The organism is Variovorax sp. RO1 (assembly GCF_002849325.1).
Classification (GTDB): domain Bacteria; phylum Pseudomonadota; class Gammaproteobacteria; order Burkholderiales; family Burkholderiaceae_C; genus Variovorax.
The window spans coordinates 864,378-885,947 of record NZ_PKMT01000001.1 but is presented as its reverse complement, the minus strand read 5'-3'; the positions used below and the strand labels follow the sequence as shown (position 1 = coordinate 885,947).

22 protein-coding genes and 1 tRNA gene are annotated in these 21,570 nt (G+C 65.7%); 17 read left to right on the top strand and 6 right to left on the bottom strand.

The window, feature by feature from the left end:
* The first annotated feature begins 111 nt into the window (after positions 1 to 111).
* The 5 genes from hemA to CY658_RS04115 all read left to right on the top strand — a co-directional run bounded on the left by hemA (position 112) and on the right by CY658_RS04115 (position 5,193).
* Positions 112 to 1,383, top strand: coding sequence for a glutamyl-tRNA reductase (gene hemA / locus CY658_RS04135; RefSeq protein WP_101488981.1), 1,272 nt, complete (start codon positions 112 to 114; stop codon positions 1,381 to 1,383).
* 99 nt (positions 1,384 to 1,482) lie between these two features.
* Positions 1,483 to 2,571 (top strand): peptide chain release factor 1, encoded by a 1,089-nt coding sequence (gene prfA / locus CY658_RS04130; RefSeq protein ID WP_101488980.1) that lies wholly within the window; start codon positions 1,483 to 1,485, stop codon positions 2,569 to 2,571.
* Complete coding sequence (prmC, locus tag CY658_RS04125; RefSeq protein ID WP_101488979.1) at positions 2,571 to 3,419, top strand: peptide chain release factor N(5)-glutamine methyltransferase; 849 nt, start codon at positions 2,571 to 2,573, stop codon at positions 3,417 to 3,419. The genes prfA and prmC overlap by 1 nt, the downstream gene beginning before the upstream one ends.
* Positions 3,420 to 3,451: 32 nt before the next feature.
* Entirely contained in the window at positions 3,452 to 3,781 is a 330-nt protein-coding gene (gene grxD, locus CY658_RS04120; protein ID WP_056578246.1) for a Grx4 family monothiol glutaredoxin, read from the top strand.
* 92 nt (positions 3,782 to 3,873) lie between these two features.
* The gene (locus CY658_RS04115) at positions 3,874 to 5,193 is read left to right on the top strand and encodes a hemolysin family protein (RefSeq protein WP_099792339.1); all 1,320 of its coding nucleotides are present in this window, start codon (positions 3,874 to 3,876) and stop codon (positions 5,191 to 5,193) included.
* Between the two features lie 10 nt (positions 5,194 to 5,203).
* Here the strand turns inward: CY658_RS04115 and CY658_RS04110 are convergent, their stop codons facing one another.
* The gene (locus tag CY658_RS04110) at positions 5,204 to 5,872 is read right to left on the bottom strand and encodes a lytic transglycosylase domain-containing protein (protein ID WP_101488978.1); all 669 of its coding nucleotides are present in this window, start codon (positions 5,870 to 5,872) and stop codon (positions 5,204 to 5,206) included.
* The gene (locus CY658_RS04105; RefSeq protein WP_101488977.1) at positions 5,869 to 7,614 is read right to left on the bottom strand and encodes a proline--tRNA ligase; all 1,746 of its coding nucleotides are present in this window, start codon (positions 7,612 to 7,614) and stop codon (positions 5,869 to 5,871) included. The genes CY658_RS04110 and CY658_RS04105 overlap by 4 nt, the downstream gene beginning before the upstream one ends.
* Positions 7,615 to 7,749: 135 nt before the next feature.
* Between CY658_RS04105 and CY658_RS04100 the strand changes: the two genes are divergently transcribed.
* Together CY658_RS04100 and CY658_RS04095 are read left to right on the top strand one after the other, a co-directional pair.
* Positions 7,750 to 8,418 carry an RNA pyrophosphohydrolase gene (locus CY658_RS04100; RefSeq protein ID WP_062474507.1) on the top strand — a complete coding sequence of 223 codons (669 nt, stop codon included), beginning with the start codon at positions 7,750 to 7,752 and terminating at the stop codon, positions 8,416 to 8,418.
* Positions 8,366 to 8,959, top strand: coding sequence for a CNP1-like family protein (locus CY658_RS04095; protein WP_101488976.1), 594 nt, complete (start codon positions 8,366 to 8,368; stop codon positions 8,957 to 8,959). Before CY658_RS04100 ends, CY658_RS04095 begins: the two co-directional genes overlap by 53 nt.
* A gap of 34 nt (positions 8,960 to 8,993) precedes the next feature.
* Here the strand turns inward: CY658_RS04095 and proB are convergent, their stop codons facing one another.
* The 4 genes from proB to rplU all read right to left on the bottom strand — a co-directional run bounded on the left by proB (position 8,994) and on the right by rplU (position 11,948).
* Complete coding sequence (gene proB / locus CY658_RS04090) at positions 8,994 to 10,133, bottom strand: glutamate 5-kinase (RefSeq protein ID WP_101488975.1); 1,140 nt, start codon at positions 10,131 to 10,133, stop codon at positions 8,994 to 8,996.
* Between the two features lie 80 nt (positions 10,134 to 10,213).
* Positions 10,214 to 11,290, bottom strand: coding sequence for an Obg family GTPase CgtA (gene cgtA / locus CY658_RS04085; RefSeq protein WP_101488974.1), 1,077 nt, complete (start codon positions 11,288 to 11,290; stop codon positions 10,214 to 10,216).
* Positions 11,291 to 11,363: 73 nt separating this feature from the next.
* Entirely contained in the window at positions 11,364 to 11,624 is a 261-nt protein-coding gene (gene rpmA, locus CY658_RS04080) for a 50S ribosomal protein L27 (protein WP_013543198.1), read from the bottom strand.
* Positions 11,625 to 11,636: 12 nt separating this feature from the next.
* Positions 11,637 to 11,948 carry a 50S ribosomal protein L21 gene (gene rplU / locus CY658_RS04075; RefSeq protein ID WP_042578903.1) on the bottom strand — a complete coding sequence of 104 codons (312 nt, stop codon included), beginning with the start codon at positions 11,946 to 11,948 and terminating at the stop codon, positions 11,637 to 11,639.
* Positions 11,949 to 12,130: 182 nt separating this feature from the next.
* On the opposite strand from rplU, the gene CY658_RS04070 reads away from it, so the two are divergent.
* The 10 genes from CY658_RS04070 to CY658_RS04025 all read left to right on the top strand — a co-directional run bounded on the left by CY658_RS04070 (position 12,131) and on the right by CY658_RS04025 (position 21,557).
* Entirely contained in the window at positions 12,131 to 13,123 is a 993-nt protein-coding gene (locus tag CY658_RS04070; protein WP_101488973.1) for a polyprenyl synthetase family protein, read from the top strand.
* Between the two features lie 49 nt (positions 13,124 to 13,172).
* Positions 13,173 to 13,249, top strand: a tRNA-Pro gene (locus CY658_RS04065).
* A gap of 115 nt (positions 13,250 to 13,364) precedes the next feature.
* Positions 13,365 to 15,098, top strand: coding sequence for a type IV-A pilus assembly ATPase PilB (pilB, locus tag CY658_RS04060; RefSeq protein ID WP_101488972.1), 1,734 nt, complete (start codon positions 13,365 to 13,367; stop codon positions 15,096 to 15,098).
* A 24-nt stretch (positions 15,099 to 15,122) separates the two neighbouring features.
* Positions 15,123 to 16,352 (top strand): type II secretion system F family protein, encoded by a 1,230-nt coding sequence (locus CY658_RS04055; protein ID WP_101488971.1) that lies wholly within the window; start codon positions 15,123 to 15,125, stop codon positions 16,350 to 16,352.
* Complete coding sequence (locus CY658_RS04050) at positions 16,352 to 17,317, top strand: prepilin peptidase (protein WP_101488970.1); 966 nt, start codon at positions 16,352 to 16,354, stop codon at positions 17,315 to 17,317. The genes CY658_RS04055 and CY658_RS04050 overlap by 1 nt, the downstream gene beginning before the upstream one ends.
* A gap of 13 nt (positions 17,318 to 17,330) precedes the next feature.
* Entirely contained in the window at positions 17,331 to 17,942 is a 612-nt protein-coding gene (gene coaE, locus CY658_RS04045) for a dephospho-CoA kinase (RefSeq protein ID WP_180838864.1), read from the top strand.
* A 76-nt stretch (positions 17,943 to 18,018) separates the two neighbouring features.
* Complete coding sequence (locus tag CY658_RS04040; protein ID WP_101488969.1) at positions 18,019 to 19,512, top strand: MBOAT family O-acyltransferase; 1,494 nt, start codon at positions 18,019 to 18,021, stop codon at positions 19,510 to 19,512.
* 6 nt (positions 19,513 to 19,518) lie between these two features.
* A complete protein-coding gene (locus CY658_RS04035) occupies positions 19,519 to 20,547 on the top strand; it encodes a hypothetical protein (protein ID WP_101488968.1) in 1,029 nt (342 codons plus the stop codon).
* A 36-nt stretch (positions 20,548 to 20,583) separates the two neighbouring features.
* Positions 20,584 to 21,339 carry a cell division protein ZapD gene (gene zapD, locus CY658_RS04030; protein ID WP_101488967.1) on the top strand — a complete coding sequence of 252 codons (756 nt, stop codon included), beginning with the start codon at positions 20,584 to 20,586 and terminating at the stop codon, positions 21,337 to 21,339.
* A gap of 8 nt (positions 21,340 to 21,347) precedes the next feature.
* Entirely contained in the window at positions 21,348 to 21,557 is a 210-nt protein-coding gene (locus CY658_RS04025) for a DNA gyrase inhibitor YacG (RefSeq protein WP_374221081.1), read from the top strand.
* Positions 21,558 to 21,570: the final 13 nt, after the last annotated feature.

Genomic DNA, 21,570 nt, shown 5'->3' with positions numbered 1-21,570 from the left:
GAGGGGCCGTGAGTGAGCGCGAAGGCCATGTGGCGGCGCATATGGCTGTCATAGGGAAAGCCATTTGTCCCTCGGAACGCCTCGCCCGGCTGCTGATTTTATAATCATGGAATGTCAGTCTGGGCTCTCGGCTTGAACCACACGACCGCGCCGCTCGATCTGCGCGGTCGTTTCGCGTTCGCGCTCGATCAGATCGCCCCGACGCTGCACAGTTTGCGCAGTTCTTTTGGCAGCAGCAGCCACCCCCAGGTCGAGGCCGCGATCATCTCGACCTGCAACCGCACCGAGATCTATTGCGCCTCCGAGCACATCGCGCTCGACCACACCTTCGGCTGGCTGGCCCAGAGCGGCGGCGTGGCCCCTGCCCTGCTGCGCTCGCACGCCTACACCCTGCACGACGACGAAGCCGCACGCCATGCCTTCCGCGTGGCCAGCGGACTCGACTCCATGGTGCTCGGCGAGGCCCAGATCCTCGGCCAGATGAAAGACGCCGTGCGCGCGGCCGAAACCGCCGGCGCGCTCGGCAGCACGCTCAACCAGCTGTTCCAGCGCTCGTTCGCGGTCGCCAAAGAAGTGCGCACCGCCACCGAGATCGGCGCCCACTCGATCAGCATGGCCGCCGCCGCCGTGCGCCTGGCCGGCCAGCTGTTCGAAGACCTGCGCACCACGCGCGTGCTGTTCGTCGGCGCGGGCGAAATGATCGACCTCGCGGCCACGCACTTCGCGGCCAAGGAACCCAAGGCCATTGCCATCGCCAACCGCACGCTGGAGCGCGGCGAAAAGCTGGCCTCGCGCTTCGGCGGCGAAGCCATGCGGCTGGCCGACCTGCCGGCGCGGCTGGCCGAGTTCGACATCGTCATCAGCTGCACCGCGAGCACGCTGCCGATCATCGGCCTGGGCGCCGTGGAGCGCGCGCTCAAGGCGCGCAAGCACCGCCCGATGTTCATGGTCGACCTGGCCGTGCCGCGCGACATCGAGCCCGAAGTGAAGGCCCTCGAAGACATCTACCTGTACACCGTGGACGACCTCGCCCAGGTCGTGCAGCAGGGCCAGGCCAACCGCCAGGCCGCCGTGGCGCAGGCCGAAGTCATCATCGACGCCGGCGTGCAGAGCTTCATGCACTGGCTGGGCCAGCGCGGCACCGTGCCGCTGATCCAGCAGCTCAACGCACAGGCCGACGAATGGCGCGCCACCGAAATGGCCCGCGCACGCAAGCTGCTCGCCAAGGGCGAATCGGTCGAGGCCGTGCTCGAAGCCATGTCGCGCGGGCTCACGCAGAAGATGATGCACGGCGCCATGGCCGAGCTGCACGCGGGCGATGCCGCCTCGCGCGAACAGACGGCGCAGACGCTCTCGCGCCTGTTCCTGCGCAAAGAGCGTTAGCGACGACGCTCGCCGATCGCCCGCCGCGCGGGCCGCGCTCTTCATGCGCCCTGCCGCTGCATTGCGGCGTTCCTCCCCATTTTTCGAGCCCCTTCCGTCGTGAAATCCTTTCTGCGCCACCAACTCGAACGCTACGTCCAACGCCTGGGCGAGCTCGACTTCCTGCTCTCGCGCGAAGACATCATGAGCGACATGGCGCAGTACCGCACCATCTCGCGCGAGCACGCCGAGGTCACGCAGATCGCCGGCCGTTACGAGCGCTTCAAGCAGCGCGAAGCCGACATCGCGGGCGCAAAAGAAATGCTCGACGACCCCGACATGGCCGAGATGGCCACGGAAGAAATCGCCGGTGCCGAGGCCGAGCTGGTGCAGCTCGAAGACGAGCTGCAGCGCCTGCTGCTGCCCAAGGACCCGGACGACGCGCGCAACGCCTTCATGGAAATCCGCGCCGGCACGGGCGGCGACGAATCGGCGCTGTTCGCGGGCGATCTGCTGCGCATGTACACGCGCTACTGCGAGCGCGTGGGCCTGCGCTGCGAGGTGGTGAGCGAGAGCGCGAGCGAACTCGGCGGCTACAAGGAAGTGGTGATCCGCATCGTCGGTGACGAAGTCTTCGGCAAGCTGCGCTTCGAATCGGGCGGCCACCGCGTGCAGCGCGTGCCGGCCACCGAGACGCAGGGCCGCATCCACACCAGCGCCTGCACCGTCGCCGTGCTGGCCGAGCCCGACGAAACCGTGGCGGTGCAGATCAACCCGGCCGACCTGCGCATCGACACCTACCGCGCCAGCGGCGCCGGTGGCCAGCACATCAACAAGACCGACTCGGCCGTGCGCATCACGCACATCCCGACCGGCATCGTGGCCGAGTGCCAGGACGACCGCAGCCAGCACCGCAACAAGGCCAAGGCGCTGCAGGTGCTGTCGGCGCGCATCCAGGAAAAAGACCGCAGCGAGCGCGCCGCCAAGGACGCGGCGATGCGCAAAGGCCTGATCGGCAGCGGCGACCGCTCGGACCGCATCCGCACCTACAACTTCCCGCAGGGCCGGCTCACCGACCACCGGATCAACCTCACGCTCTACAAGCTGCTGGCCATCATGGAAGGCGACCTGGGCGACGTGCTCGAAGCACTGCGCGCCGCGCGCGAGGCCGAACAGCTGGCCGAGCTGGAATCGAGCCTGCCCGCGTGATGACCGAAGCCACCGCACCGTCCACCGTGGCGCAGGCGCTGGCCGCGGCCGTGGCCCTGGGCATCGACCGCCTCGACGCCCAGCTGCTGCTGCTGCACGCGCTGGGCCGCCCCGTGAACGACCGCGCCTGGCTGCTCGCGCACGACACCGATCCGTTTCCCGGCGAGGCCTGGCCCGCGTTCGCGGCCCGGCTGTCGCGCCGCACGGCGGGCGAGCCGGTCGCCTACCTGCTGGGCGAGAAAGAATTCCATGGCCTGCAGCTGCAGGTCGATGCCCGTGTGCTGGTGCCGCGCCCCGACACCGAAACGCTGGTCGAGTGGGCCCTCGCCTGCCTCGATGGCCGCCCGGCCCCGCGCGCGCTCGACCTCGGCACGGGCAGCGGCGCGATCGCGCTGGCGCTGCAGCATGCGCGCCCCGATGCACAGGTCGACGCGGTCGACGCCAGCGCCGATGCGCTCGCGGTGGCCCGGGCCAACGCGCAGCGCCTGGGCCTGCCGGTGCGCTTCACCGAATCGAGCTGGCTCGACGGCGCCGCCGACGGCTACGCGGTCATCGCCAGCAACCCGCCGTACATCGCCGCCGGTGATCCGCACCTGCCCGCACTGCGCCATGAGCCGACCCGCGCGCTAGTGGCGGGCGCCGACGGCCTCGACGACATCCGCCAGATCGTGCGCGACGCGCCCGCCCACCTGGCCGACGGCGGCTGGCTGCTGCTGGAGCACGGCCACGACCAGGCCGAGGCGGTGCGCCAGCTGCTGGCCGCGCGCGGCTTCGCCGAAGTGCAAAGCCGCAACGACCTCGCCGGCATCGCGCGCTGCTCCGGCGGCATCTGGCGCACGGTGAAATAATCCCCCCAGCCCACTTTTCTTCAGGAGTCCCCATGTCCGACGCTCAACAACGCATCGACGACCTCGTCAAATCCAACGAACTCGTGCTCTTCATGAAGGGCAACGCCAGCTTCCCGATGTGCGGCTTCTCGGGCCGCGCCATCCAGATCCTCAAGGCCGTGGGTGTCGACACCAAGGCGCTGAAGACCGTCAACGTGCTCGAAGACGACGGCATCCGCCAGGGCATCAAGGAATACAGCAACTGGCCCACCATCCCCCAGCTCTACGTGAAGGGCGAATTCGTGGGCGGCTCGGACATCATGATGGAGATGTACGAGTCGGGCGAGCTGCAGCAGGTGATCGGCGGCGGCGCGTCCGCCTGAGCCTTTCGCTTCTTGTTTGACGGGCGCCGCGCCCCGCGCGCGCCCGAACCCGGTGCCAGTCATGGCACCATGGCGGTCTACAACGTGCCGCCATGACTCTCACCCAAAGCCTGCTCATCATCGCGCTGCTGATCGCGATGAGCGCCTTCTTCTCCCTCGCCGAAATCTGCCTGGCCGCCTCGCGCCGCCTGCGTCTGCGCCAGATGGCCGACGAGGGCGACCCGCGCGCGGAAAAGGTGCTGCGCGTGCAGGAGCAGCCGGGCCACTATTTCACCGTGGTGCAGATCGGCCTGAACGCCGTGGCGATCCTCGGCGGCGTGGTCGGCGAAGGCTCGCTGAGCCCGTATTTCGCCCGCTTCTTCGAGAACTGGCTGAGCGTGGAGGTTGCGGCCAACATCGCCTTCCTGTGCTCGTTCGTGATCGTGATCGCGGTGTTCCTGGTGTTCGCCGACCTGTTCCCCAAGCGGCTCGGCATGAGCAACCCCGAGCAGCTGGCGGTGCGCCTGGTCGGTCCCATGCAGTTGCTGATCACCACCTTCAAGCCGCTGGTGTGGTTCTTCACGCGGTGCACCGACCTGCTCTTCAAGCTGCTCGGCATGCCGATGGCGCGCGACGACAAGATCACCTCGGCCGACATCCTCGCCATGACCGAGGCCGGCGCGCGGGCCGGCGTGCTGGCGGTGCGCGAACAACAGGTGATTGCCAACGTGTTCGAGCTGGAAACGCGCCTCGTCAGCAGCGTGATGACGGCGCGCGACAGCATCGCCTGGTTCCTGCACGACGACCCCGAGTCGGTGCTGCGCGCGCGCATCGTGGCCGAGCCGTTCTCGGCCTACCCGGTGTGCGACGGCGACATCGACCACGTGCTGGGCTACGTGGACGCCAAGGACATGTTCCAGCGCGTGCTCAGCGGCCAGCCGCTGGCCTTCGACCAGGGCCTGACGCTGCACAAGGCGCTGGTGATTCCCGACCGGCTCTCGCTCACCGAGGTGCTCGAGCAGTTCCAGCAGGCGCGCGAAGACTTCGCGATCATCGTCAACGAGTACAGCCTGGTGGTCGGCGTGATCACGCTCAACGACGTGATGAGCACGGTGATGGGCGACCTGGTGTCGACGTCGACGCCCGAAGAAGAACAGATCGTGAAGCGCGACGAGAACTCGTGGCTGATCGACGGCATCACGCCCATCCAGGACGTGCAGCGCGCGCTGCACATCGACGAGCTGCCGCACGCCGAGGAGTACGAAACGCTCGCGGGCTTCCTCATGGTGATGCTGCGCCGCGTGCCCAAGCGCACGGACAGCGTGACCTGGGGCGGCTACACCTTCGAGGTGATGGACGTCGACAGCTACCGCATCGACCAGGTGATGGTGACCAGGGGATCGACCACCGCGAAGGCCGTGGTCGCCGACTGAGCGAACGCCTTCAGGCCGCCGAGCGGTCGCGCTCGCGTTCCTTGTCGACGTACGCCCACAGCCGCTGGTTCGCGAACACGGCGTTCGGGTACGGCGCCCTGCCGCGGCTGCCGTTGTAGCGGCCCAGCGTCATGAACAGGTCGCCCTTCTCGCGGTCGAGGTAGTGGCGCAGGATCACGCAGCCGAAGCGCAGGTTGGTCTGCATGTGGAACAGCTTGGCGGAGTCGCTGTCGCCGATCACGCGGGTCCAGAACGGCATCACCTGCATGTAGCCGCGCGCGCCCGCACTCGACACCGCGAACTTGCGGAAGTTGCTCTCGACCTGGACCAGGCCCAACACCAGGCTCACGTCGAGCCCCGAGCGCTTGGCCTCGTACCAGACGGTCTGCAGGAACTCGATGCGCGTGGCCGGGTCAGCCACCTTCTTGCGCAGGCGTTCGCTCATCTCGCCGAGCCACCGCAGGTACGCGAGGCGGGCCTCGGTGTCGGCAAACTGCGGCACTGGCGGCGCCTTGTTGTGAACGGCCGAGCTCAGTGCGGTGCGCACCGAGTCGATGAGCGGCTCTTCGATCTGCGCGCCGGCCCAGGCCGCTTGCGGCAGCGACAGAGCTGTGAGGGCGCCGGCGGCGGCGCTGCCCAGCAGGCAGCTGCGTCGCGACAGGCCGCCCGCCACGCTCATGCCGCGAGCTTGCCGGCGATGAAGTCGGCGATACCGGCGGCGGGCACCTTGGTGGCCGCGGTGTCGCGTCGACCCTGGTACTCGAGCTGGCCTTCCTTGAGGCCGCGGTCGGAGATGACCACGCGGTGCGGCACGCCGATCAGCTCCCAGTCTGCGAACATCGCACCGGGACGCTCGCCGCGGTCGTCGAGCAGCACGTCGACGCCCTTGGCCAGCAGCTCTTCGTAGAGCGCTTCGGCCGCGACCTTGACCTCGGGGCTGCGGTCCATGCCGATCGGGCAGACCACCACGGTGAACGGCGCCAGCGCGTCGGGCCAGATGATTCCGCGCTCGTCGTGGTTCTGTTCGATGGCGGCGGCCGGCAGGCGCGTGATGCCGATGCCGTAGCAGCCCATCTCGAGGAACTGCGGCTTGCCGCCTTCGTCGAGGTAGGTGGCGTTCATGTCCTTGCTGTACTTGGTGCCGAGCACGAAGACGTGGCCCACTTCGATGCCGCGCTCGATGGCCAGCACGCCCTTGCCGTCGGGCGAGGCGTCGCCGGCGACCACGTTGCGCAGGTCGGCCACCAGGTCGGGCTCGGGCAGGTCGCGGCCCCAGTTGACGCCGGTCATGTGGAAGTCGACTTCGTTGGCGCCGGTGATCCAGTCGGCCAGCACGGCGGCTTCGCGGTCGGCCACGAGCTTGACGGGCTTCTTGAGGTTCAGCGGGCCGAGGTAGCCCGGCTTGCAGCCGAAGTGCTCGTCGATCTCGGCGACGGTGGCAAAGCGGAAGCCCTTGTCGAGGCCCGGCAGCTTGCTGACCTTGATCTCGTTCATGTCGTGGTCGCCGCGCAGCAGCAGCAACCAGACTTGCGCGCCCTTGATGTTGCCGGCCGCGTCAAGGACGTCGGTGGCCAGCACCAGCGACTTGACCGTGGTGGCCAACGGCACGCCGAGCAGCTCGGCCACGTCGGCGCAGGTGGCCTTGCCGGGCGTGGGCGTCTTCTCGAGCGCGTTGGCGGCGGCAGGACGCGGGCCGGCCGGGGCCAGTGCCTCGGCCTTTTCCATGTTGGCGGCGTAGGTGCTGTCGGGGCAGTAGACGATGGCGTCCTCGCCGGTGGCGGCGATCACCTGGAACTCTTCGCTCAGGTCGCCGCCGATGGCGCCGCTGTCGGCCGCGACGGCGCGGTAGCGCAGGCCGAAACGGTCGAAGATGTTGCGGTAGGCCTGCGCCATGATCTGGTAGCTGGCCTTGGCCGCGTCGAGGTCGCGGTCGAAGCTGTAGGCGTCCTTCATGATGAACTCGCGCCCACGCATCAGGCCGAAGCGCGGACGGCGCTCGTCGCGGAACTTGGTCTGGATCTGGTAGAAATTCTTCGGCAGCTGCTTGTAGCTGCGGATTTCCTGGCGCGCGATGTCGGTCACCACCTCTTCGCTGGTCGGCTGGATCACGAAGTCGCGGTCGTGGCGGTCCTTGATGCGCAGCAGCTCGGGGCCCATCTTGTCGAAGCGGCCGGTCTCCTGCCAGAACTCGGCCGGCTGCACCACGGGCATCGCGAGCTCGACGGCGCCGGCGCGGTTCATTTCCTCGCGCACGATCGCTTCGACCTTGCGGATCACGCGCAGGCCCATGGGCATGTACGTGTAGATGCCCGTGCCGAGCTTCTTGATCATGCCGGCGCGCATCATGAGCCGATGGCTCGCGACCTCCGCGTCAGCGGGCGCTTCCTTCAGGGTGGAGACAAAAAATCGGGAAGCTTTCATCGGGATCGCGCAGGTGGGTTCGAAGTGAGGAGGGAGACAGGCACCCCGGATAGACCCTGAGAGCCCGGAACCGGTCGCTTGCCGAGGGCAACCCGGCATGCATAATCGACTCAGTTCAAAAATTGGGGTTTGATTATGCTCGACCGGGACGGCTTCAGGCCCAACGTCGGCATCATCCTGCTCAACCAGAGAAACCAGGTTTTCTGGGGCAAGCGCATACGCACGCATTCCTGGCAGTTTCCGCAAGGCGGCATCGACCGTGGCGAAAGTCCCGAGCAAGCCATGTTCCGGGAACTGCACGAGGAAGTCGGGCTCCATCCGGAGCATGTGCGCATCGTGGCCCGTACCCGCGACTGGTTGCGCTACGAGGTGCCGGATCGGTTCATCCGCCGTGACGCACGGGGCCACTACAAAGGCCAGAAGCAGATCTGGTATCTGCTGCAACTTGTCGGCCACGACTGGGATCTCAACCTGCGTGCCACCGACCATCCCGAATTCGACGCTTGGCGCTGGCATGACTACTGGGTCCCGCTCGACGTGGTCGTCGAGTTCAAGCGCGGCGTCTACGAGATGGCGCTTACCGAGCTTGCTCGCTACCTGCCCCGGCAGGATTTCCGCAACCGCTTCCTGCGCAGCAACGTGCGCGCCCGAGAATTCGAGCGCCACACGCTGGACCATGGAGCACCTGCGGGCCTCGACCTGCCGCCCGGCGGCAGTTTCGATCCGCATCCCGACATTCCTTCTGCGAGCGATGAACCTCCTCCCAAGAACAGCGCGCCTTCTTCTTTCCCGACGCCACGCTGAGCGTGCGCTCGTCATCGCCTGCGTCAGCCTGCTGGCTGCATGCGCCTCCCGCGGCTACGACACCGACAACCCCGACTGGGCCCAGGCCGGCACGCCGCCCGCACCCAAGAGCACGGAGCAGGACAAGGAGTGGGAAGAAACCGCGGTGCCGCCGCCGCCCGCGTTCAGCGAAAGCCGTCTGCTGCCGATCGCGATGCCGCCCTACATGACGCTGAAGTTCGGCGTCGATCCGAACACCATCGCCATCACGAAGGATGGCATCGTGCGTTACGTCGTGGTGGCACAGAACCGGGCCGGCGGTGCCGTCAACGCGTTCTATGAAGGCGTGCGCTGCTCGACGGCAGAGATGAAGAGCTATGCCCGCTACAACAACGGCGCCTGGCAGGAAACGAAGTCGCCCGAGTGGAAGCGCGTGAAGGACATGAACTCCAGCTACGTGCCGGCGCTGGCATCCCAAGGCCTGTGCCGCGGCAACGCGCCGCGCAGCTCGGTCAACGAGATGGTGCAGAACATCCGCAATCCACTGCGCGAAATGCCGTGAACCGGCGGCGGGGCATGGCGCCCCGCCTTGACGATCAACCCGGCATCAACACCATGTTGTCGCGGTGCACCATCTCCGGCTCGGCAGCGTAGCCCAGCAGCCGCTCGAATTCCGCCGAGGGCTTGCGGCACAGCAGCCGGGCCTCCACGCTCGAATAGTTGGCCAGCCCGCGGGCCAGCTCGACACCGTCGACATCGCGCACCGCGATCACGTCGCCGCGCGAGAACTCGCCCGACACGCTCGTCATGCCGATCGGCAGCAGGCTCTTGCCTTCGCCGCGCACCTTGGCGGCCGCGCCGGCGTCGACGATGACAGCACCGCGCAACTGCAGGTGATCGGCCATCCAGCGCTTGCGCGCCTGGTGCTTGGCGGTCTGCGCCACCAGCAGCGTGCCGATGGATTCACCGCGCGTGAGCCGCAGCAGCGCGTCGGCTTCGCGGCCCCAGGCGATGACCGTCGAAGCACCGGAACCCGCCGCGCGCTTGGCCGCGAGGATCTTGGTGATCATGCCGCCCCGCCCGATGCTCGAGCCGGCACCGCCCGCCATGGCTTCGAGCGCCGAGTCGCCTGCAGCGGCCTCGTGCACAAACTTGGCGTCGGGGTCCTTGCGCGGGTCGGCCGTGTACAGGCCCTTCTGGTCGGTCAGGATGATCAGGGCATCCGCTTCGACCAGGTTGGCGACCAGCGCGCCGAGCGTGTCGTTGTCGCCAAACTTGATCTCGTCGTTGACCACGGTGTCGTTCTCGTTGATCACCGGCACCACGCCCAGGCGCAGCAGCGTGACGAGGGTCGAGCGTGCGTTGAGGTAGCGCTCGCGGTCTGCGAGGTCGGCATGCGTGAGAAGCACCTGTGCGCTGCCGATCTGGTTCTCGCGCAGCTTGGTCTCGTACATCTGGGCCAGGCCCATCTGCCCGACGGCCGCCGCGGCCTGCAACTCGTGGATCGCGTGCGGCCGGGTCTTCCAGCCCAGGCGCTTCATGCCTTCAGCAATGGCGCCGCTCGACACCATGACCACCTCGCGCCCGTCGCGCACCAGCTGCGCCAGCTGCCGGCACCACTCGCCGATGGCGGCTTCATCGAGGCCGCGCCCCTCGTTGGTGACGAGGCTGGAGCCCACCTTGACGACGATACGGCGGGCATCCCGCAAGGCAGTGGAACCGGAATTCGAGGTCATGAAGGAAGAAGGCGTGTTTCAGGGATGCAGCCTGCGCTGCTTGCTATCCATTTTGCAGCACCGAAGGCGCCGCGACGCCTTCAGTTTCCTTCGGGCGGCAGCGGAACGAAGCGCGGATCGACCTCGACGGTTTCGTGCTCGGCCACCTGCTGCGCCTTGACCTGCTGGTACACAGCCTTGATCAGGTGCTCGCAACCCTCGCGCGTGAGCGCCGAGATCTCGAAGACCGGGCCCTTGAAGCGGAGGCGCTTGACGAAGTCTTTAACCAGCGCAGCGCGCTCATCGCCAGGCACCATGTCGAGCTTGTTCAGCACCAGCCAGCGCGGCTTTTCGTAAAGCGCGGCATCGTACTTCTTCAGCTCGCCCACGATGGCCTTGGCCTGGGCGACCGGGTCAACGGCATCGTCGAACGGAGCCATATCGACCACGTGCAGCAGCAGGCGCGTGCGCTGCAAGTGCCGCAGGAACAGGTGCCCGAGGCCGGCGCCTTCGGACGCGCCTTCGATCAGGCCGGGCAGGTCGGCGACCACGAAGCTTTGCTCCGGACCGACGCGCACCACACCCAGGTTGGGGTGCAGCGTGGTGAAGGGGTAGTCCGCGATACGGGGACGGGCATTCGAGATGGCGCTGATCAGGGTCGACTTGCCCGCGTTGGGCATGCCCAGCAGGCCCACGTCGGCCAGCACCTTGAGCTCGAGCTTGAGGCTCTTCTTCTCGCCGGGCCAGCCAGGCGTCTTCTGGCGCGGCGCACGGTTGATCGCGCTCTTGAAGCGCATGTTGCCGAAACCGCCGTCACCGCCCTTGGCGATCGTGACGACCTCACCTTCCGTGAGCATCTCGTACAAGACCTCGCCGGTTTCGGCGTCGGTGATGATCGTGCCGACCGGCATCCTGAGGACGATGTCATCGCCCGCAGCGCCGAACATGTCGGAGCCCATGCCGTGCTCGCCGCGCTTGGCTTCGTGCCGGCGCGAATAGCGAAAATCGACCAGGGTGTTGAGGTTCGAATCGGCCACCGCGAACACGTGGCCACCACGGCCGCCGTCGCCGCCGTTGGGGCCGCCGAACTCTTTGTACTTCTCATGTCGGAACGACACGCAGCCGTTGCCGCCATCGCCCGCGGCGATGTCGATGAAGGCTTCGTCGACGAACTTCATGGGATGTCCAGTTTACAAATGAAGAAGCCCCGGCAATGCGGGGCCTCGGAAAGATCGAAGTGACTAGCGGGGCTTAGGCCGCGGGCGTCACGTTGACCATGTGCTTGTTCAGCGCACCCTTGTGACCGAACGACACGTGGCCGTCGACCAGGGCGAAGAGCGTGTGGTCCTTGCCCACGCCGACGTTCACGCCGGGGTGGAACTGGGTGCCGCGCTGGCGCACGATGATCGAGCCTGCGCTGATCAGTTCGCCGCCGAAGGCCTTCACGCCGAGCATCTTGGGCTTGGAATCGCGCCCGTTTCGCGTTGAGCCGCCGCCTTTTTTCTGTGCCATGGAATGTGCTCCTTAGCCGGCGATCGCGCCGATTTGCAGTTCGGTGAACTGCTGGCGATGGCCTTGACGTTTTTGATAGTGCTTGCGACGGCGCATCTTGAAGATGCCGACCTTGTCGTGCTTGCCGTGCGACAGTACCGTGACTGTCACCGTTGCGCCGGACACCAGGGGCGTGCCAACCTTGATTTCAGCGCCGTTTCCGACAGCCAGAACCTGGTCGATCACGATTTCCTGGCCTACGTCCGCAGCAATCTGTTCTACTTTAATTTTTTCGCCGGAAGCAACGCGATATTGCTTGCCGCCGGTTTTTATGACCGCGTACATGTAAACCTCTTAGAAATGAGTCCCCGCAGCGAATTCCGCAGAGCCCAAGATTATAGCGCGCTTTGCGAACGCTCACCACCCCGACTCTGAGACGCACCGGGGATTCGTGCACGGCTCCCTATAATTCCGGCGTTCCGGCCTCCAGGGCCGCCCTCATCTTCGCAGCGCCCCGCGCCTTCGCTTTGCCAGTTCCCGCCGCCGACACCTCCCCCACCGCCACTGTGCTGGACCTGATTGCCGGCGACATGGTCGAAGTCGACCGTGTGATCGCCCAGCGCCTGAACACCGGCGTCCCGCTGGTCAGCCAAGTCTCGCAATACATCATCTCGGCCGGCGGCAAGCGGTTGCGGCCGGCGCTGCTGCTGCTCATGGCAGGCGCACTCGGCTACACCGGCGAACAGCGCTTCAACCTGGCGGCCGTGGTGGAGTTCATCCACACCGCAACCTTGTTGCACGACGACGTGGTCGACGAATCGACCCTGCGCCGAGGCCGCGCCACCGCCAACGAATCCTTCGGCAACCCTGCCAGCGTGCTGGTGGGCGACTTCCTGTACTCGCGCGCCTTCCAGATGATGTTGGATGCAAACAACATGCGCATCATGCAGATCCTGGCCGAAGCGACCAACGTGATCGCGGAAGGCGAAGTGCTGCAGCTGATGAACATGCACGACGCCTCCCTGGACGAAGCAGCGTACCTGCGCGTCATCCGCTCCAAGACCGCCAAGCTCTTCGAGGCAAGCACCCGGCTGGCGGCCGTGCTGGCCGGCACCACACCCGAGGTCGAAGAAGCCTGCGCCACCTACGGGCAAGCGCTGGGCACCGCCTTCCAGGTGATCGACGACGTGCTCGACTACGCAGGTGACGCCCACGAAACCGGAAAGAACGTCGGCGACGATCTGCGCGAAGGCAAGACCACCTTGCCGCTGATCTTCGCCATGCAGCGTGGCACGCCCGAACAGAGCGCACTGGTGCGCGCGGCCATCGAGGCCGGCGACACCGCACAGCTAGGGAAAATCGTCGAAATCGTTCGCGAAACCGGCGCCCTGGAAGCCTCGCGCGCCGCCGCAGCCGCAGAGGCCGAACGCGCGATTCATGCGTTGCGCGACCTTCCGTCGAATTTGCACGCTTCAGGTTTGCTACAATTAGCGGCTCAGTTGCTTGAGCGACGTGCCTGAACACCTCACCAGAGTTGGCCTCTAGGACGATTTCATTTTTGCAACCAATCGGGGTGTAGCTTAGCCTGGTAGAGCGCTACGTTCGGGACGTAGAGGCCGGAGGTTCGAATCCTCTCACCCCGACCAGTTTTTCTCGACTGGTCCAGTTAATGTCAGCTCCTGTTGCTGTGTAACGATTTACAGCACAGGCGTGTTCAGCGATGATCGTGAAGCACTTTTTCACATCTTTTGCATTCGCTGAATGGCCGCTGCCGAAATTCCCGTTAAAGAAACTACGCAGATCGCCCTTCCCGGCTTGGCGCGCGCCTTGGTGTCCGCCGGCAAGCTTGCAGCGAAATCAGCCGAAGAGATCTATCAGAAGTCGCTGAGCGGGCGCACCAGTTTCATCGCCGAACTGACCGGCACCGGCGCCGTCTCGGCCGCGGACCTCGCCCATACTCTGTCGAGCGCCTTCGGCGCCCCGCTGCTCGATCTCGATGCCATCGATCACCAGCGCCTGCCCAAGGACCTGCTCGATCCGAAGCTCTGCCACGCCTACCGCATCGTCGTTCTCAGCAAGCGCAACAACCGCCTGATCGTCGCGACGGCCGACCCGTCGGACCAGCAGGCTGCGGAGAAGATCAAGTTCGCCTCGCAGATGGGCGTCGACTGGGTCATCGCGGAGTACGACAAGCTCTCGCGCATGATCGAGGCCGCCGCAGCCAGCGCAGCCGAAACCATCAACAGCATCGTCGGCACCGAGTTCGAATTCGACGATGTCACGGCCGACACCTCGGGCGACGCGAATGAGCAGGCCATCGCCGAAGTCGAAGACGCACCCGTGGTGCGCTTCCTGCACAAGATGCTGCTCGACGCAGTGAGCATGCGGGCCTCGGACATTCACTTCGAGCCTTACGAACACCACTACCGGGTGCGCTTCCGGGTCGACGGCGAGCTGCGCGAAATCGCCAGCCCGCCCACGGTCATCAAGGACAAGCTAGCGTCGCGCATCAAGGTCATTTCGCGGCTCGACATCTCGGAAAAGCGCGTACCGCAAGACGGCCGCATGAAGCTCAAGATCGGCCCCGACCGCGTGATCGACTTCCGCGTGAGCACATTGCCCACGCTGTTCGGCGAGAAGATCGTCGTGCGTATCCTGGACCCGAGCAGCGCGCGCATGGGCATCGACGCTCTGGGCTACGACGCCGACGAGAAAGAGCGGCTCCTTCATGCCATCGGCCGCCCCTACGGAATGGTGCTGGTGACCGGCCCCACGGGCTCGGGCAAGACCGTGTCGCTGTACACCTGCCTGAACCTGCTCAACCAGCCGGGCGTCAACATCGCGACGGCGGAAGACCCGTCGGAAATCAACCTGCCCGGCGTCAACCAGGTCAACGTCAACGAGAAGGCCGGCCTCACCTTCGCGGCCGCGCTGCGCGCCTTCCTGCGGCAGGATCCCGACATCATCATGGTCGGCGAAATCCGCGACCTCGAAACCGCCGACATCTCGATCAAGGCCGCACAGACCGGCCACTTGGTGCTGTCGACGCTGCACACCAACGACGCCCCGACCACGCTGACGCGCATGCGCAACATGGGCATCGCACCGTTCAACATCGCGTCGAGCGTGATCCTGATCACCGCGCAACGCCTGGCGCGCCGGCTGTGCATGCTGTGCCGTGTGCCGATCGACATCCCGCGCGAAGCCCTGCTTGAGGCCGGCTTCAACGAGGAAGACATCAACGGCACCTGGAAGCCGTACCGCCCGGTCGGCTGCGCCGCCTGCAGCGGCGGCTACAAGGGCCGGGTCGGCATCTACCAGGTGATGCCGATTACGGAAGCCATCCAGGAAATCATCCTGCGCGATGGCAGCGCACTGGACATCGCGAACCAATCCGAAGCCGAAGGCGTGCGCTCGCTGCGCCAATCCGGCCTTCGCAAAGTCATGCAGGGCCTCACTTCGCTCGAAGAAGTCGTGGCCTGCACCAACCTATAACGAACACACTGAACCGGAGATCGAATGGCAACAGTGGCATCCTCCCGCTCCCAGGTCACGCACAAGGAATTCGTCTTCGAATGGGAAGGCAAGGACCGCAACGGCAAGCTGGTGCGTGGCGAACTTCGCGCCGCCGGAGAAAACCAGGTCCAGGCGGCATTGCGTCGCCAAGGCGTGCTGGCCTCCAAGATCAAGAAGCGCCGCATGCGCTCGGGCAAGTCGATCAAGCCCAAGGACATTGCGATCTTCACGCGCCAGCTCGCGACCATGATGAAAGCCGGCGTGCCGCTGCTGCAGTCCTTCGACATCGTCGGCCGCGGCAACGCCAACCCGAGCGTCGCCAAGCTGCTGAACGACATCCGCAGCGATGTCGAGACCGGCACGTCGCTGTCGGCGGCCTTCCGCAAGTTTCCGAAGTACTTCGACAACCTGTATTGCAACCTGGTGGAAGCCGGTGAAGCGGCCGGTATTCTGGAAGACCTGCTCGATCGCCTGGCCACCTACATGGAGAAGACCGAGGCGATCAAGTCGAAAATCAAGTCGGCGCTGATGTATCCGACCTCGGTGGTCGTCGTGGCCTTCGTGGTGGTCGCGATCATCATGATCTTCGTGATTCCCGCGTTCAAGCAGGTGTTCTCTTCATTCGGCGCCGACCTGCCCGCACCGACGTTGATCGTGATGGCGATCAGCGAGTTTTTTGTTTCCTATTGGTGGCTGATCTTCGGCGTGATCGGTGGCGGCATCTACTTCTTTCTGCAAGCCTGGAAACGCAACGAGCGCGTCCAGAAGGTCATGGACCGCCTGTTGCTGCGCCTCCCCATCTTCGGCACGCTGATCGAGAAGTCCTGCATCGCCCGCTGGACCCGCACGCTCGCCACCATGTTCGCGGCCGGCGTTCCGCTGGTCGAGGCCCTCGACTCCGTGGGTGGCGCCTCGGGCAACTCGGTGTACGGCGATGCCACCGCCAAGATCCAACAGGAAGTCTCGACCGGCACCAGCCTGACGACGGCCATGACCAACGTCAACCTGTTCCCTTCGATGGTGATCCAGATGACCGCCATCGGTGAAGAATCAGGCTCGATCGATCACATGCTCGGCAAGGCCGCGGACTTCTACGAGTCTGAAGTTGACGACATGGTCGCCGGTCTCTCCAGCCTGATGGAACCCATCATCATCGTGTTCCTGGGCGTCATCATCGGTGGCATCGTGGTGTCGATGTACCTGCCCATCTTCAAGCTCGGCCAGGTCGTCTGATGCTGGTGTCGCAAGGGTTCGACACCGCATTGGCCGGTGTGTTGGGGCTATTGATCGGCAGCTTCCTCAACGTGGTGATCTATCGCACCCCCGTCATGATGTACCGGGGCTGGCTGAGCGATGCGGTCGCCAACCTCATGTCATCGAAGGACATGCCCTCGCTCTGGTCGCTGGTCTTCGGCCCGAAGGCCCTGCCGCCGGCAGGTCTCGAAGCGGCGGCCGACAAAGCCGCCGAAGCCCTCGAGAAGCTGCCACCTTTCGACCTGTCGCGCCCTGCTTCGCGCTGCGGCGCCTGCGGCCACCGGATCCGCTGGTACCAGAACATCCCGGTGCTGAGCTACCTTCTGCTGCGCGGCCGATGCGCCAGCTGCAAGACGTCGATCAGCCCTCGCTATCCCCTCGTCGAGCTGATCACGGGCGCACTGTTCGCTCTGTGCGCGCATCGTTTCGGCATCACCCCGACCGGCGCGCTCTGGGCGGCCTTCGGCGCCGTGCTGATCTGCCAGTTCCTGATCGACTTCGACACGCAGTTCCTGCCCGATGCGTTGAACTATCCGCTGCTCTGGCTGGGCCTGATCGGCGCCGCCATGGGCTGGACCGGCGTCAGCCTGAGCGCTGCAGTCTGGGGGGCGGTGTTCGGCTACCTGAGCCTGTGGCTTGTGTACCATGGCTACCGCCTGGCCACAGGCAAGGAAGGCATGGGACATGGGGACTTCAAACTGCTCGCCGCATTGGGCGCCTGGCTCGGCGCTGATTACCTCATCGCGATCATCCTCGTGTCGTCGGTGGTGGGCGCCGTGATCGGCCTCACGCTGCGCTTCGCCGGCAAGCTGGCCCACAAGGACATCCCCATCGCCTTCGGCCCCTTCCTGGCCGGTGCCGGGCTGATCTGCCTCGTGGCCGGTCCCGCCGTCGTGAAGCAGTGGATTCCTTTCGCCTTCCCTTTCGGGGCCTTGGCCCTCTGACAACGACAACGGCATGGCGGTGAAGCGCATCGGCCTGACCGGCGGCATCGGCAGCGGCAAAAGCACGGTCGCGTCGCTGCTGATGGCCGAAGGGGCGGTGCTGGTCGACACCGACGCCATCGCACGCAGCATCGCGCAGGCCGGCGGCATTGCGATGCCCGCCCTCGAGGCCACGTTCGGCCCTTCAGTCATCGCCCCCGACGGCAGCCTCGACCGAGCTGCCATGCGCCAGCTGGTGTTCACCGATGCGGGCGCCAAGGCCCGCCTCGAAGCCATCCTGCACCCGCTGATCGGCACCGAAACCCAGCGTCAGGCAGCGGTGGCCGGCGACGATGCCGTCGTCGTGTTCGATGTGCCCTTGCTGGTCGAATCCGGCCGCTGGCGCGCCCTCGTGGACCGCGTGCTGGTGGTCGATGCCCGGGAAGAAACACAGTTGCAGCGTGTGATCGCGCGTTCGGGCTGGGCACCCGAAGCGGTGCGTGCCGTGATCGCCCAGCAGGCTCCGCGCAAGGCACGCCGGGCCGCCGCCGACGCCGTGATTTACAACGAGTCACTGACGCTCGCGGAACTAGGCACCGAGGTGCGGGGTCTCTGGAAGCTGTGGGCCGCGGCCACCACGCGATAATCCGAGACCAGCCGCCCCGGCGGCTCTATAACGATTACGACAAAAAGGCGCTCGCCACTGCAGTGCCCTCCCCGAGATGCTTTTCAACTCGTATCCCTTCATTTTTGTCTATTTCCCGCTGGTCCTGATCGGGTTCTTCCTGATCGGCAAGCGCAACACCCGCGCCGCCGCCGGCTTCCTCGGACTGGCCTCGCTGTTCTTCTACGGCTGGTGGAGCGTGCAGGCCCTGCCGCTGCTGCTGGGCTCCATCTGCGTCAACTACTGGTTCGGCCTGCAGCTGACACCCGCGCCGGGCCGCAACGACCGCAAGCGCAAGACGCTGCTGATCACCGCGCTGGTGATCAACCTGGGCGTGCTGGCCGTCTTCAAGTACACCAACTTCTTCCTGGAAAACGTCGATGCCGGGCTGGTCGCGGCGGGCTTCACGCCAATCGAGTTGGTGCACATCGTGCTGCCGATCGGAATCTCGTTCTACACCTTCACGCAGATCGCCTTCCTGGTCGACTGCTGGCAGGGCAAGGTGCACGAGCGCAGCTTCATCCACTACATGCTGTTCGTCACCTACTTCCCGCACCTGATCGCGGGCCCGGTGCTGCACCACGCACAAATGATGCCGCAGTTCGCGAACCCCGCGACCTACCGGATGGACCCGAACAAGGTCGCGATCGGCATCGCGATCTTCGTCTTCGGCCTGGCCAAGAAGCTGCTGATCGCCGACCCCATGGGGCAGTACGCCGACCTGATGTTCAACGGCGTTCACAAGGGCATCGAGCCCACGCTGTACACCGCATGGTTCGGTGCGCTGGCCTACACGCTGCAGATCTATTTCGACTTCTCGGGCTACTCGGACATGGCCGTCGGCCTCTCGATGTGCCTGGGCGTGCAGCTGCCGCTCAACTTCCGCTCGCCCTACAAGTCGACCAACATCATCGAGTTCTGGCGCCGCTGGCACATCTCACTGTCGACCTTCCTGCGCGACTACCTCTACGTGCCGCTGGGCGGCAACCGCAAGGGTCCAGCGCGGCGCTACCTGAACCTGTTCCTCACGATGCTGCTGGGCGGCCTGTGGCACGGCGCGGCCTGGACCTACGTGGTCTGGGGTGCGATGCACGGCGCGTTCCTGATGATCAACCACCTCTGGAACGCCAAGGTCCGCCGCAACGCCACCCCGGGCCGCATCGCGCGCGTGCTGGGCTGGCTGCTGACCTTCCTGTGCGTGGTGGTGGCCTGGATCGTCTTCCGCGCCGACGGCATGACCACGGCCATGTCCATCTACAAGGGCATGCTCGGTATGCACGGCGCGCCGGCGTCGGCGTTCAGCGAGTTCGGCAAGGTGCCGTTCCGCAAGCCCGAGTTCTTCCAGCTCATGCTGGTGGCGATCGTCATCTGCCTCACGCTGCCGCCGACCATCACGCTGGAGCGCTGGATTCCCCATCCGAAGTCGATGGCCGGCCGCCCGGTGATGGCGCGCCTGTCGACCGCGGTGCTCGCCATCGGTACCTTCGCACTGTTCGCGTGGTGCGTTTCGAAGCTGGGCGGCTACAGCCCCTTCCTCTATTTCCAATTCTGATTCGACATGACGACGACGACGCCCGCGAAAGTCTGGCTGCGCTTCTTCCTCATCGGCTACTTCGTCCTGATGGCCCTGTGGATCATTTCGCTCACCAGTCCGGTCCCCTACGGCGACCTCACGCGCATCGGACGCCTGTCCGAACGCGAATTCGGCTGGCGCGATCCGCCGCCCAAGGTCGACCCGGTCTACCTCGCCAGCACGCCCATCGAACAGGCGGACGTGATGGTCGTGGGCGACAGCTTTTCCATGACGCACCGCTGGCAGTCCGTGCTCGCCAAGGCCGGCTACCGCGTCTCGACCTCCTACTGGGGCCAGTACGGCGAATCACTGTGCGGCGACTTCAGCCAGTGGGTCCAAGACTCCGGCTTCAAAGGCAAGCTGGTCATCATCGAGAGCGTGGAGCGCCTGCTGGACATGCGCATGCGCTACAGCGAGCGCTGCAAAGATGGCAAGACCATCTTCCCCTACAGCGCCAAGGCCGAACCCCTGATCGAGCCCGACGAGACCGTGCCGGCCTTCGCGCCCAACTGGGAAGTGCAGTACATGACCGGCGTCGTCACCTACTACCACACCTGGAAGGCCAAGAACTCGCCGGTAGACACCTATTTCGACCGTGACACCTGGGTAAGGAAAGTACCCGACGGTTGCAAATTCTTCTCGCATCGCCAGTGCGACCGGATGCCGTTCTTCCAGGAAGACGAAGACAATGGCCCGTTGACCCCCGAGACGCTGGCGCGAATGAAGACCTTCACCCAGGCGCACAGCACCCTCCCGATCCTGTGGATGGTGGTGCCCAACAAGACGACGGTCTACATCAAGCCCGACTTCTCGAAAGACTTCGAAAGCGGCTTCCGCGACGCGAAGCTCGGCCCCGACCTTTACGCCTTCACCCGCGAAAAGCACACGCAGATCCGCGACTTCTACTTCTCGAACGACACGCACATGTCCATGCACGGACAGCTCGCACTCGGCGAGCGCATGCTGGCCGCGGTGCGCGAAGTGATGCCCACACCCCCTTCGAAATCGCCCTGAAGTTATGATTCCGCGACAGGAAACCGACAAATACGCGTGATCCTCTACGAGTACCCCTTCAACGAGCGCATTCGCACGTACCTGAGGCTGGAGCATCTGTTCCGCCGCCTCGGGGAACTGGTGCCCTCGGAATCGCCGCTTTCGCACCACTACGCCCTGGTCACGATTTTCGAGATCATGGATGTGGCGGCGCGCGCCGACCTCAAGGCCGACGTGCTGCGCGACCTCGACAAGCACAAGAACGTCTTCAACAGCTACCGGGGCAATCCGGCCATCGCCGAGACGGTGCTGAACCAGGTCGTCGACCAGCTCGAACGCAACTTCAGCGCGCTCAACGGCGTGGCCGGCAAGGCGGGACAGTCACTCACCGAGAACGAGTGGCTCATGAGCATCCGCAGCCGCGCCGGCATTCCGGGCGGCACCTGCGAATTCGACCTGCCCGCCTACTACGCCTGGCAGCACCGCGCACCGCCCAGCCGCCGCGCCGACCTGGAACGCTGGTCGAACACGCTGTCGCCACTGGCCTCGTCGATCTACCTGCTGCTCAAGCTGCTGCGCGACGCCGACGTGCCCTACAAGGTGATCGCCACCCATGGGCAGTTCCAGCAGAACCTGCCGCAGGGGCGCAGCTTCCAGCTGCTGCGGCTGCGCATCGATCCCAAGCTGGGCCTCGTCCCGGAAATCAGCGGCAACCGCCTCATGGTCTCCGTTCGGCTCATGCGGCACGAAGCCGACGACCGCCTGCACGCGAGCACACAAGACACCCCCTTCGAACTGACCCTCTGCGCATGAGGCCCGGTGTGAGCAAGAAGAAAGAAGACGAACGCATCGTCCGCTGCCCGAACTGCGGCGGCGACAGCATCTACGCCGAGCGCAACCCGTTCCGGCCGTTCTGCAGCGCACGCTGCAAGGGCATCGATTTCGGCGCCTGGGCCAGCGAGGAGTTCCGGATGCCCGCCGAAGCGCCGCCCGACGAAGAGCCTTTCGGCGATCCCAAGCTGACGCAATAGCCTGGGTTGCCCG